Annotated in this window: 16 protein-coding genes; 8 read left to right on the top strand and 8 right to left on the bottom strand. The window is 63.0% G+C overall.

Going from position 1 to position 15,586, the window contains the following annotated elements; translation table 11 throughout:
* The first annotated feature begins 2 nt into the window (after positions 1-2).
* Positions 3-689 carry a fimbrial biogenesis chaperone gene (locus ACPW75_RS21180; protein WP_179101535.1) on the top strand — a complete coding sequence of 229 codons (687 nt, stop codon included), beginning with the start codon at positions 3-5 and terminating at the stop codon, positions 687-689.
* 43 nt (positions 690-732) lie between these two features.
* Here the strand turns inward: ACPW75_RS21180 and leuE are convergent, their stop codons facing one another.
* On the bottom strand, positions 733-1,371 hold the full coding sequence (leuE, locus tag ACPW75_RS21175; protein WP_077098157.1) for a leucine efflux protein LeuE: 639 nt from the start codon (positions 1,369-1,371) through the stop codon (positions 733-735).
* Between the two features lie 364 nt (positions 1,372-1,735).
* On the opposite strand from leuE, the gene ACPW75_RS21170 reads away from it, so the two are divergent.
* A complete protein-coding gene (locus ACPW75_RS21170) occupies positions 1,736-2,956 on the top strand; it encodes an MFS transporter (RefSeq protein ID WP_077098154.1) in 1,221 nt (406 codons plus the stop codon).
* Positions 2,957-3,147: 191 nt separating this feature from the next.
* Here the strand turns inward: ACPW75_RS21170 and ACPW75_RS21165 are convergent, their stop codons facing one another.
* Both ACPW75_RS21165 and ftnA read right to left on the bottom strand, forming a co-directional pair.
* Complete coding sequence (locus ACPW75_RS21165) at positions 3,148-4,332, bottom strand: NAD(P)/FAD-dependent oxidoreductase (RefSeq protein WP_179101508.1); 1,185 nt, start codon at positions 4,330-4,332, stop codon at positions 3,148-3,150.
* 160 nt (positions 4,333-4,492) lie between these two features.
* A complete protein-coding gene (gene ftnA, locus ACPW75_RS21160) occupies positions 4,493-5,017 on the bottom strand; it encodes a non-heme ferritin (RefSeq protein WP_016348910.1) in 525 nt (174 codons plus the stop codon).
* Positions 5,018-5,226: 209 nt separating this feature from the next.
* Here ftnA and ACPW75_RS21155 point away from each other — a divergent pair, with 209 nt between their 5' ends.
* Positions 5,227-7,017, top strand: coding sequence for a GGDEF domain-containing protein (locus ACPW75_RS21155; protein ID WP_077097711.1), 1,791 nt, complete (start codon positions 5,227-5,229; stop codon positions 7,015-7,017).
* Between the two features lie 16 nt (positions 7,018-7,033).
* Here the strand turns inward: ACPW75_RS21155 and fabV are convergent, their stop codons facing one another.
* Entirely contained in the window at positions 7,034-8,221 is a 1,188-nt protein-coding gene (gene fabV / locus ACPW75_RS21150; RefSeq protein WP_077097709.1) for an enoyl-ACP reductase FabV, read from the bottom strand.
* A gap of 465 nt (positions 8,222-8,686) precedes the next feature.
* Between fabV and ACPW75_RS21145 the strand changes: the two genes are divergently transcribed.
* Positions 8,687-9,121, top strand: a complete 435-nt coding sequence (locus ACPW75_RS21145) for a universal stress protein (protein ID WP_010635648.1) — start codon at positions 8,687-8,689, stop codon at positions 9,119-9,121.
* Between the two features lie 191 nt (positions 9,122-9,312).
* Positions 9,313-10,326 (top strand): tryptophan--tRNA ligase, encoded by a 1,014-nt coding sequence (trpS, locus tag ACPW75_RS21140; RefSeq protein WP_077097707.1) that lies wholly within the window; start codon positions 9,313-9,315, stop codon positions 10,324-10,326.
* Here the strand turns inward: trpS and ACPW75_RS21135 are convergent.
* Entirely contained in the window at positions 10,305-11,279 is a 975-nt protein-coding gene (locus tag ACPW75_RS21135) for a LysR family transcriptional regulator (protein WP_042064403.1), read from the bottom strand. The genes trpS and ACPW75_RS21135 overlap by 22 nt on opposite strands.
* Before the next feature lie 91 nt (positions 11,280-11,370).
* Between ACPW75_RS21135 and ACPW75_RS21130 the strand changes: the two genes are divergently transcribed.
* Complete coding sequence (locus ACPW75_RS21130) at positions 11,371-12,270, top strand: DMT family transporter (RefSeq protein ID WP_016348905.1); 900 nt, start codon at positions 11,371-11,373, stop codon at positions 12,268-12,270.
* Entirely contained in the window at positions 12,255-12,416 is a 162-nt protein-coding gene (locus ACPW75_RS21125) for a hypothetical protein (RefSeq protein ID WP_016348904.1), read from the top strand. The genes ACPW75_RS21130 and ACPW75_RS21125 overlap by 16 nt, the downstream gene beginning before the upstream one ends.
* A 138-nt stretch (positions 12,417-12,554) precedes the next feature.
* Here ACPW75_RS21125 and ACPW75_RS21120 read toward each other — a convergent pair whose 3' ends face one another.
* Positions 12,555-13,013 (bottom strand): DUF6314 family protein, encoded by a 459-nt coding sequence (locus tag ACPW75_RS21120; RefSeq protein WP_077097705.1) that lies wholly within the window; start codon positions 13,011-13,013, stop codon positions 12,555-12,557.
* A 43-nt stretch (positions 13,014-13,056) separates the two neighbouring features.
* Between ACPW75_RS21120 and ACPW75_RS21115 the strand changes: the two genes are divergently transcribed.
* Entirely contained in the window at positions 13,057-13,911 is an 855-nt protein-coding gene (locus tag ACPW75_RS21115) for a carboxylate/amino acid/amine transporter (protein WP_073352238.1), read from the top strand.
* A 7-nt stretch (positions 13,912-13,918) separates the two neighbouring features.
* Here ACPW75_RS21115 and ACPW75_RS21110 read toward each other — a convergent pair whose 3' ends face one another.
* Positions 13,919-14,782, bottom strand: a complete 864-nt coding sequence (locus tag ACPW75_RS21110; RefSeq protein ID WP_024945897.1) for a GGDEF domain-containing protein — start codon at positions 14,780-14,782, stop codon at positions 13,919-13,921.
* A 70-nt stretch (positions 14,783-14,852) separates the two neighbouring features.
* The gene (locus tag ACPW75_RS21105; RefSeq protein ID WP_011704082.1) at positions 14,853-15,566 is read right to left on the bottom strand and encodes a 3-deoxy-D-manno-octulosonic acid kinase; all 714 of its coding nucleotides are present in this window, start codon (positions 15,564-15,566) and stop codon (positions 14,853-14,855) included.
* Positions 15,567-15,586 lie beyond the last annotated feature (20 nt).

The following is a 15,586-nucleotide window of genomic DNA, read 5'->3' as shown; positions in this document are numbered from 1 at the left end:
CCATGAAGAACGACACGCATCGCATTCTCTGGCTCTTGCTGGCCGGCACGCTGAGCTCACAGGCCATGGCCATCGACATCGGCGCCATGACGATTGCCATGGCACCGAACGAAGAATTCATTGCCCGGACCGTCACCAACAACAGCGGCTCGCCCAAGGTCTACGAAGTGCAGATGGAAAAAATCAGCAATCCCACGGCTACGGGGACAAGCGTTCCGACGGTGCCCGGCGAGCTGCTGTTCGCCCCCAAGCGCTTCACACTGCACGCCAAGCGCATGCAGAACGTCAAGCTCTACTACAAGGGGCCGGCGGATGGTCAGGAGCGTTACTATCGCATCACCTTCACCGAGTCACCGGCGGCCCAGCTTGATGAAAGTGGCCAGGCCAGGCGCCGTGGTGCGTTGGAGATGAAACTCGCGCTGCAATCGACCCTGGTGGTGCGCCCGCGCCAAGTGCGTTTTCAATACCAGCTGGACCCGGCAAGGAACAGCATCACCAATACCGGCAACACCTACTTCGAATTCATGGTGAAACGGGGATGTCTGCAGGCGGACAGCGAGGCCGACAGCAAATACCTGCTGCCCGGCGAAACCTACCAGAACCCAAGGATCGGCCAAGCAGGCAACCAGAAGCTGATCGTCTACCAATCCCGGTTCATCCGGGTCGGCAAGGATTGCTGGCCTGACTAGCCGCTCGCAAACGGGCGACCGGGATTGGGCAATGCCCTGACCATCAGGATGACAACGTGGCCAGCCGGGCGGCGAAGCCCATAAAGAAGAGGCCGATAAGGCCATTGCCGAGTTTGGCGAGGCGTACCTTGCGCGCAAAGAAGCGGGCCATCAGGGTGCCGCCGAAGATCAACAGGGTGAGATAGACGAAGCTCATGGCCTCCAGCATGCTCGCCAGCACCAGGTAGGAGACCCAGGTGTGGGCATAGTTGAAGTCGACGAACTGTACGAAGAAGGAGACGTAGAACAGGATCGCCTTGGGGTTGGTGAGGCTTAAGGTGAGCGCCTTGGAGAAGTAGCGCTCGCCGGACTCGACCACGGATGCCTCCCCTTCCCGCCTGGCGACGAAGTTGGCGTGGAGTATCTTCACCCCCAAGTAGAGCAGATAGAGGGCGCCGAGGTAGCGCACCAGGGTGAACAGCAGGGGGGTGGTGCGAATGAGGGAGGCGATGCCCAGATAGGCGCAGAAGATCAGGATGGCGTCGCCGACGAAGACCCCGAGGGCCGCCTTGTAGCCGGGGCCTATGCCACGGGTCGCCCCGGTGCGCAGCACATAAATCGAGTTGGGCCCCGGCGCTATGATGATGAAGAAGAGCCCGACCAGATAGGTCCAGACGTTGATGACTCCCAGGCTCTCAAACATGGCGCGCCCCCCTGGACTTGGAAAAGAGCCCACTCAAGCAGGTCCAGACATTGATGACACCCAGGCTCTCAAACATGGCACCCCCCTCTGGACCTGGAAAACAGCCCGCTCAGGCAGGTCCAGACGTTGATGACTCCCAGGCTTTCGAACATGATCCCTCCATGGCGGGCGGCGACCCGCATAATGCGACGACGAGGTTTCTATACTAATCCGCCGCCCGCCGAGCACAAGTGCCGATCTATAATCCGTCGCCCCACCCTCTCACCGCCGTAACCGGCAACCCCGATCACCCCCACTTTATGGTGTCCAGACGCGTCGGGATCAGGCATGTTAAGCCATACCCAGACTCACAGAACCCGCCCTCATGGAAAAGAGCCTCAGTACCGATCAGCCACTCGCCGCCGCTACCGCGCACGATGCCTTGAATCGCACCACCTATCCGGTGATCGCCGCCATCAGCTTCTCGCACCTGTTGAACGACATGATGCAGTCGGTGCTGCTGGCCATCTATCCGCTGCTCAAGCTCGGCCTCAACCTGTCGTTCGCCCAGATCGGCCTCATCACCCTCACCTACCAGTTCACCGGCTCGCTGTTGCAGCCGCTGATCGGCCTCTACACCGACCGCCGACCCATGCCCTATTCATTGCCGTTCGGCATGGGCTTTACGATGATCGGCTTGCTGTCGTTGTCGCAGGCGACGAGCTTCGGCGCCGTGCTGCTGTCGGCCATGCTGATCGGTATCGGCTCGTCGGTATTCCACCCGGAATCTTCCCGGGTCGCCCGCATGGCGGCCGGCAGTCAGCCTGGGCTGGCCCAGTCGCTGTTCCAGATCGGCGGCAACCTGGGCTCGGCCATAGGCCCGCTGCTCGCCGCGCTGATCATAGTGCCGCAGGGCCAGGGTAGCGCGGCCTGGTTCTCGCTGTTCGCCCTGGTCGGCGTCATCGTGCTCAGCCTAGTCGGACGCTGGTCCAGCCACCACGCCGCCAACTTCCATAAACGGATGAAGGCGCACCTCGGCCACGGCCTGAGCCGTCGCCAGATCGGCTGGTCGCTGGCCATCCTCGGCCTGCTGATGTTCTCCAAATTCTTCTACATGGCCAGCCTGAGCAGCTATTACACCTTCTACCTGATGGACAAGTTCAGCCTGTCGCTGGACAGCGCCCAGCTCTATCTGTTCGCCTTCCTGTTTGCCGTCGCGGCGGGTACCGTGCTCGGCGGGCCAATTGGCGACCGCATCGGCCGCAAACGGGTGATCTGGATCTCCATCCTCGGCGTCGCCCCCTTCACCCTGCTGCTGCCCCATGTCGACCTGTTCTGGACCTCGGTGCTCTCGGTCATCATCGGCCTGATCCTGGCCTCGGCCTTCTCCGCCATCCTGGTCTACGCCCAGGAGCTGGTCCCCGGCAAGGTCGGCACCATCTCAGGCCTGTTCTTTGGCTTCGCCTTCGGCATGGGAGGCATAGGGGCGGCCCTGCTGGGCCAGCTGGCCGATGCCACCAGCATCGAAACCGTGTACAGGGTCTGCGCCTACCTGCCGCTCATCGGCTTGCTGACCGCGTTCTTGCCAACCCTTAGAAAGGGATAGCGAGCCACCGCGCGAGGGATGAAACCCATAAAAAACGCGGCCTGAGCGGCCGCGTCTGGAAGTGGATGAGAACGAGGGTTGGTCAGCAGTACTGGCCAGCCCCCCCCCCAGCCGCCGGGGCTACAGCCCCACTGGAAGTTGCCCCCCAAAGGCCGCAATCGCGCTCATCGACGATATAGAAGCATCTTCCATCAGCAGTACTGGCCGGCTACCCAACCGGAAGACCAGGCCCACTGGAAGTTGTAGCCACCGAGCCAGCCGGTCACGTCCACCACTTCGCCGATAAAGTAGAGACCGGCCACCTTGCGCGCCTCCATGGTCTTGGAGGAGAGCTCGTTGGTATCCACCCCCCCCAGGGTCACTTCGGCGGTGCGATAACCCTCGGTGCCGTTGGGCAGGATCTGCCAATCCCCCAGCAGGGTGGCCACCGCCTCCAGCTCCCGCTCGTTGTACTGGCGCATCGGCTTGCTGACCAGCTGGCCCAGCTCCACCAGCTTGTCGACGAAGCGCTTGGGCAGCTCGCGTCCCAGCACGGTTTTCAGCTCCTGCGCCGGATGGGCCTGGGCCCACTCCCTGAGGGTGGCGGCGATGTCGAGCTCCGGCAGCAGGTTGATGTGGATCTTCTCCCCCGCCAGCCAAAACGAAGAGATCTGCAGGATGGCCGGGCCGGAGAGGCCGCGATGGGTGAACAGCATGGCCTCCTTGAAACAGGTGCCATCCTCGGCGGTCACCGCCACCGGCAGGCTGACCCCGGCCAGATCGGCGAAGGCCTCTTTCTCGGCCTGATGCAGGGTAAAGGGCACCAGCCCGGCGCGGGTCGGCAACACCTTGAGGCCGAACTGCTCCGCCAGCTTGAAGCCGTAGGGGGTGGCGCCGAGTTTCGGCATGGAGAGGCCGCCGGTGGCCACCACCAGCGAGTGGCAGCTGATCTCCCCCTGACTGGTGGTCAGCACGAAACCCTCGTCACTCTTGCTGACGGCGAGGATCTCGGTCTGGAACTGCAGGGCCACGCCGGCCCAGTCACACTCGGTCAGCAGGATGTCGACGATCTCCTTGGCGCTCTCGTCACAGAACAGCTGGCCCAGGGTCTTCTCGTGATAGCTCAGGCCGTGCCGGTCCACCAGATCGATGAAATCCTGCTGGGTGTAGCGCGCCAGCGCCGACTTGCAGAAGTGGGGGTTGGCCGAGAGGAAGGCGTGGGGGCCGGCCTGATGGTTGGTGAAGTTGCAGCGGCCGCCGCCGCTGATGAGGATCTTGCGGCCCGGCTTCTTGGCGTTGTCGAGCACCAGCACGGAGCGGCCCCGATAACCGGCCTGGGCCGCACACATCAATCCGGCCGCCCCGGCGCCGATCACCACCACATCAAACTGCTTCATCATCACTCACTCATCAAAAGAAAAACGGCCCCTTTATACGAAGACCGTCATTGTATCCGGCAAAAACCAGCACCGCGGTTTCATGGCTGCCGCAATAGCAAACGGCCCCTGTTGAGAGGGGCCGTCATTGTACTGGCTGAACACTAAGTGTCCACGACTATCAGGCGTTGCCATCCATGATGCTGGCAGGGGCGCCCTTGGCCAGCTCGGCCAGCTCCTTGTCGATGAAGTAGAGGCCCTTGCCGTCTTCACCCACCAGCGACAGGCGGTCGACGATACTCTTGAACAGCTTCTCCTCTTCATGCTGCTCGGCCACGTACCACTGCAGGAAGTTGAAGGTGGAGTAGTCCTGGGTGGTGAACGCCACGTGGGCCAGGCCGTTGATGCACTTGGTGATGTGGTATTCGTGCTCGAGGGTGGTACGGAAGATGTCACCCAGCGACTTGAACTCGTGGGGAGGGGCATCGATGGCACCCAGCAGCGGCATGGCACCGGTCTCGCTCACGTAGGTGAACAGGCGCTCCATGTGCTGACGCTCCTCGACGGCGTGCTGGCGCAGGAAGTTGGCCGCCCCCTCGAAGCCCTTGTCCTCGCACCAGGCGCTCATCTGCAGGTAGAGGTTGGAGGAATAGAATTCAAGATTAATCTGCTCGTTCAACTTCTCGATCATGGCTTTGGCCAACATGATGATTCTCCACTGTGATTTGGTCACGATTGTCGCCACAGTTTCGTTATGAAGCAACCAGATACCGCTGCCCAAGCTCTCAGTTGTGACAGCTTTTCGCCTCATCCTATCCCCCATACGGTTATAGAGAAGCAAAGAAACATGGTGTAGGTGGATTCAGCCATTATGATGGCGCCAGTGGTCGGGGAAAGGATTCAATGAGATTCATAATGGCACTGGCGCTGCTCTGGATGACCCAGCTGCAGGCCACTCCCTCCTTGCTGAAAGAGGCTGAACTGCAGGCGGCGCGCGATCCCGTTGGCTATCTGCAACGCCTCGACGCCAACCCGCAGCAGGACATGGAGCAGTTTTACGCCAGAGCCCTGGCCCAGGCCTCGCTGGGGCGCTATCCGCAAGCCCTGCTCGACAACGCCCGTGCCCGCGGGCTGGCCAGTGCCCAGCAGGAGACCCTGCGCCTGCTCGACTTCCGCTTGCAGCAGATCGCCCTCACCCTGGATACCGAAGCGCCGGATCAGGCGCTCACCCTGCTGGAGCAGCTCAAACCCGCCGTCGCCGGTCATCCGCAGCAGACCTCCGAGTGGCACGCCCTGAACGGGCTCGCACTCTATCGCACCCAGCAGCTCAGTGCAGCGATCGCCGAGCTCAAGACCGCCTTTCGCCTCAAGCAGACGATACCAGACTCCACCATCGCCAGCCTACAGTGCGCCCGCCTGCTGATGACCCTCGGCAACCTCTATGCCGACCTCAATCTGGCACGGGAGGCCGAAAGCTATTACCTGGAGGCGCTGCAGCGCATGGTGCAGCTGGACGAACCCAACAGCCAGACCATCATCCGGGCCAACATGGCGCGGCTCTATATCGATACCGATCGCCCCGCCCAGGCCAGACGGCTGCTGGACAATCTGCTGGCCAACCCGGCGCTGGCGCCGGACTACCGTGCCATCATCCTCGGCTATCAGGCCATGGCGCTCAATGCCGAGCGCGACTGGGCCGGCGCCCTGCGCGCCTTGGACGAGGCGCAGGCGCTCTATCAGCAACTGGGCTACCCGGAAGCCGGGGTGCGTCTGCTGGAGACCCGGGCCAGGGCACTGCAGGGCAGCGGCGAGAAACAGCTGGCGCTGCAACTGCTGACCAGCCAGGGGCCCGCCGGTGCCGGCAGCAAGGCCTTGCAGGCCAGCCTGCTGGCGGATCAGGGGCGCTACCCCGAGGCCTACCAGGCACTCAATGAATACGTGAACGACTACAAGCAGCACTTCAACCAGACCCTGAGCCAGCATGCCGCCGCCTTCCAGGCCGAGATGGATCTGGCCCGCAGCGAGGCCAGCAACCGGGTACTGCAACAGGAGAACGAAAACAAGCGCCAGCAACTGCTGCATCAGCAGAGCGCCCGCCACTACCAGCTGGCGCTGGTCGGCCTGCTGGCCAGCGCCCTGCTGCTGCTGGGCGTCACCACCCACCGGCTGCACCGCAGCTCGCGCCACCTCTACAAGCTGGCCACCTTCGATCAGCTGACCGAGCTGCCCAATCGCCGCGCCCTGCTGGAACGGCTGGCTACCCAGTGGCAGCAAGAGGGCCCGCTCACCCTGCTGATCATCGACATCGATCACTTCAAGCAGATCAACGACCGTCACGGCCATCAGGCGGGAGACAGGGCCATTCAGCGGCTGGCGCGGGAGCTGAGATCCTGGGCACCCGACCTGCAGCTGGTCGGGCGCTGGGGCGGCGAGGAGTTTCTGGTAGCGGTGCCGCTGCCGGCGGCGGATTGCTGGTATCTGGCAGAGCAGCTACGCCAGCGCATCGGCCAGATCGACAAACCCCGCATGACCATTAGCATCGGGGTAGCCGGCCGCTCGGCCGCCGACGACGGGCTGGGCCAGCTCATCCACCGGGCCGACATGGCCATGTATCAGGCCAAGCGCCAGGGCCGCAACCAGACCATCCTGGCCGCAGAGCCGAGCAACCCGGAGCAGCCGGAGGCCCTGGCCAGCAGCGTGGCCTGACCTTCAGCCCCCTAGCTCAGGGCAGCAACTCGGTCAGCGAGGCCAGATCCACCGGTGCGCCGTAGTCGACACCCGGCAGCTCGAAGCCATTGAGCTGCATGAAGTCCTGGCGCAACCCGGCAAAATCCCCCAGCCCATGGAAGTTGTCCGGCGTAACCTTGGACCAGAGCGCCGAGACGGCGGCCTGAATGGCGGGGTCCAGTTCGTGGTCATCCATCCGGATCAGCCGGTTGCCGTCGGCCACCACCCCTTGCGGGCCGTACATCTTGGTGGCGAACAGCCGCTGCATCTGCTCGATGCAGCCCTCGTGCACGCCACGCTCCTTCATCACCCCCATCAGCAGTCCCAGATAGACCGGCAGCACCGGAATATAGGCGCTCGCCTTGGTCACCAGCGCCTTGCAGACCGATACCCAGGCGTGGCCGCCAAGCTCCGCCAGCTGCAGGTTGATGGTCTCGGCGGTGGCGTGCAGATGCTCCTTGGCATAACCGATGGTGCCGTCCCGATAGAGGGGGTAGGTCGATTCTGGGCCGATATAGGAGTAGGCCACGGTTTGCGCGCCGGGTGCGAGGCAATCCGCCTGCTGCAACGCCTGTAGCCAGAGCTGCCAGTCCTCGCCGCCCATCACGCTGACGGTGTCGCGGATCTCCTCCGGGGTGGCCGGATCCAGCGCCTGCTGCACCAGGGTGTCCTGTTCCAGATCCAGTCCCCAGCCGCTGAATGGCTGGCCGGTGGTCTTGAGCACGGAGCGCACTTGCGTGCCGTCAGGCAACACCCGGATGCCGCTCGCCAGCGAGTAGATCACCAGATCCACCTGCCCCAGCTGCTGGCGGATGGTGTCGATGGCCTGCTGGCGCATCCCGGTAGAAAAGGCATCCCCGAGCAGATTGATGGCGATACGGCCGGCCTGCTCCGCCTCCTTGCGAAACCAGATGTTGTTGTACCAGCCGGCGCTGCCCGGCCCCTTGTCGGAGGGGCCCCGCTCGAACGATACGCCGACGGTGTCGGCACCGGCCCCGAAGGTCAGGGCGATGCGCGACGCCAGCCCGAAGCCGGACGAGGCGCCCAGCACCAGCACCCGTTTCGGCCCGTTGAACGGGCCCGCCGCCCGGATCCGCTCGATCTGCTGCAGCACGGCGGCACGGCAGCCGATGGGATGACAGTTGCGGGCGACGCAGCCCTGGATCTGTGGGTGAATGATCATCAAGGAGTCTCCAAGGAATCAATACGATACGCAAAATGACAGTGCAGACCGACCCGCATCCAACCGGGATCCGGTGTTCAATGGCCGGCGACGGTCTGCCAAAGGAACTGGCTACAGCATAACCAAGCGAGACGGGATTACCTTGATGTCGGGCGGAATATCGGCGAGAAGGCGGCAGAAAAACAAAAGGGAGCGCGAGGCTCCCCAAAGCGGTATTCAGATGCTTTTTGTTGTTTTGTGTTCATTGCGAAGCACGGGCACATCCTATGCCTGTCACCGGTCGCAGGCAAGCCGGCGGGTGTGACCTGCTTCAAACTCCTGTTCGATTTATAGCCAGTTTATTGGCTGTCGTTGGCGACAAGCTCCATAAGAAACTCATTTAAATCCCAAAACTGTGCCGGGGACACCATTTTAGTTTCAGCAGACATTGGTATAGTGGACTCAGGATCAGTGAGGAGAACTCCCATGAATGGAACCTATTACAAACACATACTGGCCGCGATCGACCTGTCGGAAGACAACCGCAAGGTGATCGAGAAGGCGGTCGACCGGGCCCGCTCCAACGGCGCCAAGCTGTCGGTGATCCATGTCGATGTGGACCTCAAGGATCTCTACACCGAGATGATCGATATCGACATCGACAACGTGCAGGATCAGGTGATCGCCGAAGCGAAAGAGAAGCTGGAAGCCTTCCTGGCCTCGGTGGACTACCCCATCGAGAAGAAGCTGGTGATCTGCGGTGATTTGAGCGAGCGGGTCAACCAGGCGGTCAGGGATTACCAGATCGATCTGCTGGTGTGCGGCCACCGCCAGAGCTTCTGGAGCCTGCTCACTTCGAGCGCGCGCCAGCTGATGAATACCGTGCCCTGCGATCTGCTGGTCGTCCCCTTGCAGAAGTGATCAAACAGGCGTAGTTTGATTTGCCATGAATATGACCTCATTCAATCACAACTACTGGTGGTGCTGCTCTTAAACAGGCGGCACTGCTTTTCTATGTAATATTTCCCAAAGAAAACACCGTGACCGCCGAGAGGTGGTCATTGTTTTCATCCCTTTGTCGCCTCCCGGCTCACCCAACTGGAGAGAGTGACATGCACAACCCCGTTATCCTGACCGGCGACCGTCCCACCGGCAAACTGCACATCGGCCACTACGTCGGCTCGCTGCGCCAGCGCGTGGCCGCCCAGCACCATTACCGCCAGTTCGTGATGATCGCCGATCTGCAGGCGCTGACCGACAACGGCCACAACCCGGCCAAGGTGACCGACCACGTGCTGGAGGTGATGGCCGACTACCTGGCCGCCGGCCTCGACCCGACCAAGACCACCTTCTGCCTGCAGAGCGCCCTGCCCGCCCTCGCCGAGCTGACGACCTATTACCTCAACCTGGTCAGCGTCGCCCGGCTGGAGCGCAACCCCACCGTCAAGGCGGAGATCCAGCAGAAAGGGTTCGAGCGCAGCCTGCCCGCCGGCTTCCTGATCTATCCGGTCAGCCAGGCCGCCGACATCACCGCCTTTCGTGCCACCCATGTGCCGGTGGGTGAGGATCAGCTGCCGATGCTGGAGCAGACCAACGAGATAGTGCGCCGCTTCAACACCCTGGTGGGCAAAGAGGTGCTGACCGAGTGCCAGCCCATTCTGAGCGACACCGGTCGCCTGCCCGGCATCGACGGCAAGGCCAAGATGTCCAAGTCCCTCGGCAACACCATAGAGCTCGGCATGTCGGCGGAGGAGATCAAGCAGGCGGTGTTCGCCATGTATACCGACCCCAACCACCTCAAGGTGAGCGATCCGGGTCAGGTGGAGGGCAATACGGTGTTCGCCTATCTGGATGCCTTCCACCCCGACAAGGCACTGGTGGCCGAGATGAAGGCCCACTACCAGCGCGGCGGGCTGGGAGACATGCGCTGCAAGCAGGTGCTGAACGACTGCCTGCAGACCCTGCTCGCCCCGATGCGGGAACGGCGCGAGGCGGCCATCGCCGACAAGCGCCAGTTGCTGCGCCTGTTGCAGCAGGGCACCGAGCAGGCGCGCGCCCTGACCGACGAGGTGCTGGCCGAGGTGAAGGGGGCGATGGGGCTCGACTACTTCGCCGGACTGAACTGATCCGCCCCGCGCTGCGCCGGGCTGCCGAGCGCATCCGCGCCGTAGCGCTCGAACGCCAGCCGGTGCAACAACCCCTTGAACCAGCCGATCGCCTCGTCGTGGGCGGTGAGCGGGTGGCCCGCCATCAGATAGACGATGGGGATGTCGGGGTCCAGCTGGTGCAGTCGCAGCGGGTAGTAGCGGCAGAAGTGGCGCCCGATCATCTCGGGCACCACCACCAGATAGCGGCCGGTCGCCATCAGCGGCGGCACCGCCATAAAGCTCGGTAATCGGACACCCAATTCACGCTCCACCCCGAAGCGGGCCAGCCAGAGATCCACCATGGCCTGGCTGTGGCCCCAGCTGGAGGTGTGGATGTGGGGCCGGCTGACCAGATCGTCCGGCCCCAGCACGTCCGGCAGCTCGCTGCCAAGGGGCGACAAACAGACCAGCGGGTTGTTGAACCAGGGCTCACGCCACAGCCGGGGCGAGAGGTGATTGGCATCGGCGAAGCCGATCACCAGATCCAGCTCCCCCTTCTCCAGCTCCCGCTCGTAGTCGCTGTCGGCCAGCTCGCACACCTCCAGCCGGCAGTGCGGGGCATGCCGGTGCAGCCGCTCCACCAGCGCCGGCACCAGCCCATGTTCCACCGAACCCGGAGTGGCGATGCGAAAGATCCGCCGCGCACTGGCGGGGTCGAACCCCTTGGCCTGCCGCAACCCCTGCTCCAGCATGGCCAGCGCCTGGCGCACCGGGCCGGCCAGCGCCTTGGCGCGCTCGGTCGGCATCATCTCGCGCCGGCTCATCACGAACAGGGGGTCGTCCAGCGCCGTTCGCAGCCGCCCCAGCGCATGACTGACGGTGGACTGGGAGAGGTGCAGCCGCTCGGCGGCACGGGTGACGTTGCGCTCCTGCATCAGCATGTCGAACACAGTGAGCAGGTTGAGGTCTAGGCGGGAAAGGGGCAGTTCCATCGATATTGGCCATGGTCGGATGACGACAATTCATTTTTGGCATAGTAGCAGATTGCATAGAATGCGCAGGCGAATTACATCGGAGATTAAAATGCGTAGCTATCTGTTGTTGCTGGCGATTGGCCTGTTGTGGGGCTCCCAGTTCATTTTCATGCATCAGGCCGTGACCGAATTGCCCCCCATCATGGTGGCAGCGGGTCGCGCCTTGTGTGGCAGCCTGACCCTGGGTCTGCTCTGCCTGTTCATGCGTCTCAAGAGCGAGCACACCCCGTGGCGTACCTATATGCTGATCGCCCTGCTCGATGCCACCCTGCCCTTCATCATGGTGGCCTGGGGTCAACAGTATGTGGATAGCGCCATCGCCGCCGTGGTAATGGGTTGTATCCCGTTTGTCACCATCCTGATGGCACCCTTGTTGGTTTCCGGTGAAAAAATCACCAAGGGCGGTCTCGTCTCCGTGGTCATCGGCTTCGTCGGCGTGCTGGTGCTGTTCTGGCCGAAACTGGCCAGCGGCATGAATGCCGGCCTGCTCGGCGCCATGGCCATCCTGTTCGGTGCCAGCTGCTTCGCCATCGGCCTGCTGATGATCAAGCGCTTCGCCAAGGACCACCCGGTGGTCGTGGCACGCAATATCCTGATCTCTTCGGCCATCCAGCTGCTGCTGGCCGCGCCGTTCGTCACCGATCTGAGCGCGCTCACCATGCCGAGCCAGCATGCCATCGGCGCCGTCGCGGTGCTCGGGGTGTTCTGTACCGGTCTGGTCTACTTCCTCTACATGGCGCTGATCCAGAAGGCGGGCCCGACCTTCGCCTCCTTCAGCAACTACCTGGTGCCGCTGTTTGGCGTCATGCTGGGTGCCCTGTTCCTCGGCGAACAGATCCAGTCCACCACCGGCGTGGCACTGGCCCTGATCCTGGGCTCGGTCGCCCTCAACCAGTGGGCTCAGCAGCGCCGCGTCCAGCGGGAGGCTGCCCTATGTCAGGCATCCTGACCACGCTCTGCGGCGGCCTGGTGGTGATCGCCGGCTGGCAGTATCGCCAGCGGCTGATGGGTCTGCTCGGACTGCTGATGGTGCTGCTGCCCTGGTTCTTCGACAGCAAGCTGCAAGCCATGCTGAGCTATGCGCTGAGTGCCTGACATCCATCTCTGAATGTGTGACGAGAGTGTATCTCTCCTGTTTTTGGGACCGTTTTTCAAAAAAACCTCCGATTTGTCCCTTCTACCGGCGCTCTGCGCCGGTTTTTTTATGCCTACCTTGCCCCGTCCTGCCGCCAGTCACACCCGATAGCGATAACTCAGCCGCTCGTTCTTGCGCGGGCCGGTGATCTGCCAGCCGAGCAGAAAGCCGTCCCCGGTCGACGTCAGCTCGGCGCTGTAGTGATCCTGGCCGCACAGGTGGGGCTCGGCGGTGAGCCAGCGACCATCCGCCTGAGGCAGCAGCTCGAACAGCACCACCGGCTGCTCGTAGCGCAGATGTGAGAGCCGGATCCCCCGCTCGCCACGCTCCCACCAGAAGCGGTTGTGCATGGTCAGCACCCGGCCATGGGGCGTGGTGTAGCGACCCTGCTCGGCAAACAGCCAGCCACCCTGATGATCGGTCACCGTCACTTCCCCCTCGCCACTGCCACACCAGTCGGTGGCGGAGCCTTCCCCGTTGCTCGCGGTAAAGGCAAATGCTCCGATCTGTGGCAACTGGCGCCATAAACGCTGGATCAAGACTTCCATCTCGGCCATCATAGCCCCCTTCAAAATTGACAACTGACGACAAATCAACCACATGAACTACTTGATAGGGGTTACCCTGCTCTGGTCATTCTCCTTCAGCCTGATCGGGGTCTACCTCGCCGGTCAGGTGGATGCCTACTTCTCGGTACTGACCCGCATCGTGCTCGCCAGCCTGGTGTTTCTGCCCTTTCTCAGACGGCGCTGGTTGCGCCCCGACCTGGTGGCCAAGCTGATGGCCCTCGGCGCTACCCAGCTCGGCATCATGTATCTGTTCTATTACCACTCCTTCCTGCTGCTGACGGTGCCGGAAGTGCTGGTGTTCACCATCTTCACCCCCATCTACGTCACCCTGATCCATGACCTGCTGGAGCGGCGCTTCAAGCCCACCTATCTGTGGGGAGCCTTGCTGGCGGTGCTGGGGGCGGCCGTCATCCGCTTCGACGGGCTGACCGAGAGCTACGTGCTGGGCTTCCTGGTGGTGCAGGGTGCCAACATTTGCTTCGCCATCGGCCAGGTCGGCTACAAGGTATTGTTGGCACGGGAGAAGGAACAGCCCCCACAGCTCGCCGTGTTCGGTTGCTTCTATCTGGGCGCCCTGGTCGTGGCCCTGCCCGCCTGGTGGCTGCTGGGCACGCCGCAATACCCCACCAGTACCCTGCAGTGGGGCATTCTGTTGTGGCTGGGGATAGGCGCTTCCGGGCTTGGTTACTTCTTGTGGAACAAGGGGGCGACCCAGGTCAGCAGCGGTGTGCTGGCCATCATGAACAACGCCCTGATCCCGGCGGGTCTGCTGGTCAATCTGCTGCTGTGGGGCAAGGATACCGACCTGCTCAGGCTCACCCTGGGCGGCCTGCTGATGCTGGCCTCCCTCTGGGTGTGCCAGCGCCATGGGGTAAGTGAGCGCTGACTAAAAATCAGCCAACGACGGTGTTGTGCTCCCGTCTGGCCTGACCGTGGCAGGTAGCCAGCCGGGCCAGCAGGTGATCGATCTGCTCGCCAGCCTGGCTCTGCACCAGGCCGATGCTGACGGTCACCGGTCGCTGCGGCAGCAGGCTGGCATCGGCGATCTCGAGCCGCAGCCGTTCGGCAATCTCGAGGCCGCTCAGCCGATCGGTCTGGGAGAGCATCAGGATGAAGCCGTCTTCGTCCCAGCGGGCGAAGGGGTCTTCCCGTCGCAGCTCGTGACGCACGATGCGGGCCAGCTTGGCCAGCATGGCATCGCAGGCCACCTCGCCGAACAGCTGCTGGATCTTGGCCCTGTGGTCGACGCTGAATTGCAGCAGGCTGAAGCTGCCGCTCTCGCTGGCTAGCCGCTCATCGAGCAACAGCTCGAAGTGGCTGCGGCTCTCCAGCCCGGTGAGGGGATCGGTGCCGTGTCGCTCTTCCACCAGCAGTGCCTGTGAGTCGAGCAGACGCACCACCCCCAGCACCTGGCCGTGAACATCGCGCCTGGCCCGCTCTTCCAGCCGGACATAGTGGCCATCGTGATGCAGGATGCGGTATTCGAGCCGGATCTGGGCCACCCGCCCGCTCTGGCAGGCGGTCAGCGCCTCCTGCAGGCTCCCCACGTCGTCGGGGTGCACCCGCTCCAGCCAGCCGAGATCGTCCAGACCGGCTTCGTTCAATCCCAACAGCCGCAAACAGGAGAGATCCCGCTGCACGCCCTGCTGCGGGCTCCAGCTCCAGAGCCCTGCCTCCAGCAAGGCGATGGCATCCGCCATCAGCGCCAGATCAAACCGGGTAATTGCCTCCCTGAGGGGAGCCTTGAGCATGTCCATCGAGCGCCTCGACACCGAATCTGAAGACCTTCTCAATAAGTAACATTGGCTCTCGTGCCGAGCAACAGGGTCAGCTCGCTTTTCCTTGATAGCCGTTCATCAGGGCCTGCCAGTTCTCCGGTACGAAGTGAAAACTGGTATGCAGTTGGGACTCCTTGTTGAAGGAGCGCAGCAACCGTTCCAGGTTGGCCTGCTGCCAGTTGCCGGGAGAACGGATGGCGCCCTTGTCGAAGTCGATCACCCACACCTTGCCCTCCTTGTCGAGCAGCAGGTTGTGGCTGTTGAGATCGGCGTGATAGACCCCGGCGTCGTGCAACCGGCGCACCGTCTGGCCCACCTTGTGCCACACCTCGCCGGCGATCGGCCCCTGCTTGAGCAGGGCGACCAGATCCTTGGCGCCACGGATGCGCTCGATCAGGATGTCAGCCCGATAGAAGGGGCCCTGCTTGGCCATCCGGGCGGCAAACGGACGCGGCACCGGCAATCCCTGAGCACTCAACTTGGCCAGCAGCGTGTATTCGGCCATGGCCCGGCTCGATTCGACCCCTTCGAACCAGAAGCGATCCCGCACCACCTTGCCCACCATGCCACCGCGATAGTAGTGACGCAGCACCAGGTGGCGGGATTCATCCTTGACGAACCAGGTCACTCCGCGGCCGATGGAAGACCCCACCACCTGGCGATGTGTCTGCCACCAGGCCGGATCAAACAGCTCGGGAGAAGGGTCGCGAAACGCCCCTTCGGCGTACCAGCAGATCTGGTTGTGTTCGGTCTGAATTTGCATTTTTGGCGATTCCGGTCGGT

It is taken from the genome of Aeromonas sp. FL131 (assembly GCF_049860615.1).
GTDB classification, from domain to species: Bacteria; Pseudomonadota; Gammaproteobacteria; order Enterobacterales; family Aeromonadaceae; genus Aeromonas; species Aeromonas hydrophila.
This window is presented reverse-complemented; position numbering and strand designations above follow the sequence as displayed.

What these genes read in the sequence shown, in the direction of transcription:
- ACPW75_RS21180 (WP_179101535.1), top strand. Translation starts at nt 3, where the DNA reads ATGAAGAACGACACGCATCGCATTCTCTGGCTCTTGCTGGCCGGCACG.
- leuE (WP_077098157.1), bottom strand. Translation starts at nt 1,371, where the DNA reads ATGTTTGAGAGCCTGGGAGTCATCAACGTCTGGACCTATCTGGTCGGG.
- ACPW75_RS21170 (WP_077098154.1), top strand. Translation starts at nt 1,736, where the DNA reads ATGGAAAAGAGCCTCAGTACCGATCAGCCACTCGCCGCCGCTACCGCG.
- ACPW75_RS21165 (WP_179101508.1), bottom strand. Translation starts at nt 4,332, where the DNA reads ATGAAGCAGTTTGATGTGGTGGTGATCGGCGCCGGGGCGGCCGGATTG.
- ftnA (WP_016348910.1), bottom strand. Translation starts at nt 5,017, where the DNA reads ATGTTGGCCAAAGCCATGATCGAGAAGTTGAACGAGCAGATTAATCTT.
- ACPW75_RS21155 (WP_077097711.1), top strand. Translation starts at nt 5,227, where the DNA reads ATGGCACTGGCGCTGCTCTGGATGACCCAGCTGCAGGCCACTCCCTCC.
- fabV (WP_077097709.1), bottom strand. Translation starts at nt 8,221, where the DNA reads ATGATCATTCACCCACAGATCCAGGGCTGCGTCGCCCGCAACTGTCAT.
- ACPW75_RS21145 (WP_010635648.1), top strand. Translation starts at nt 8,687, where the DNA reads ATGAATGGAACCTATTACAAACACATACTGGCCGCGATCGACCTGTCG.
- trpS (WP_077097707.1), top strand. Translation starts at nt 9,313, where the DNA reads ATGCACAACCCCGTTATCCTGACCGGCGACCGTCCCACCGGCAAACTG.
- ACPW75_RS21135 (WP_042064403.1), bottom strand. Translation starts at nt 11,279, where the DNA reads ATGGAACTGCCCCTTTCCCGCCTAGACCTCAACCTGCTCACTGTGTTC.
- ACPW75_RS21130 (WP_016348905.1), top strand. Translation starts at nt 11,371, where the DNA reads ATGCGTAGCTATCTGTTGTTGCTGGCGATTGGCCTGTTGTGGGGCTCC.
- ACPW75_RS21125 (WP_016348904.1), top strand. Translation starts at nt 12,255, where the DNA reads ATGTCAGGCATCCTGACCACGCTCTGCGGCGGCCTGGTGGTGATCGCC.
- ACPW75_RS21120 (WP_077097705.1), bottom strand. Translation starts at nt 13,013, where the DNA reads ATGGCCGAGATGGAAGTCTTGATCCAGCGTTTATGGCGCCAGTTGCCA.
- ACPW75_RS21115 (WP_073352238.1), top strand. Translation starts at nt 13,057, where the DNA reads ATGAACTACTTGATAGGGGTTACCCTGCTCTGGTCATTCTCCTTCAGC.
- ACPW75_RS21110 (WP_024945897.1), bottom strand. Translation starts at nt 14,782, where the DNA reads ATGGACATGCTCAAGGCTCCCCTCAGGGAGGCAATTACCCGGTTTGAT.
- ACPW75_RS21105 (WP_011704082.1), bottom strand. Translation starts at nt 15,566, where the DNA reads ATGCAAATTCAGACCGAACACAACCAGATCTGCTGGTACGCCGAAGGG.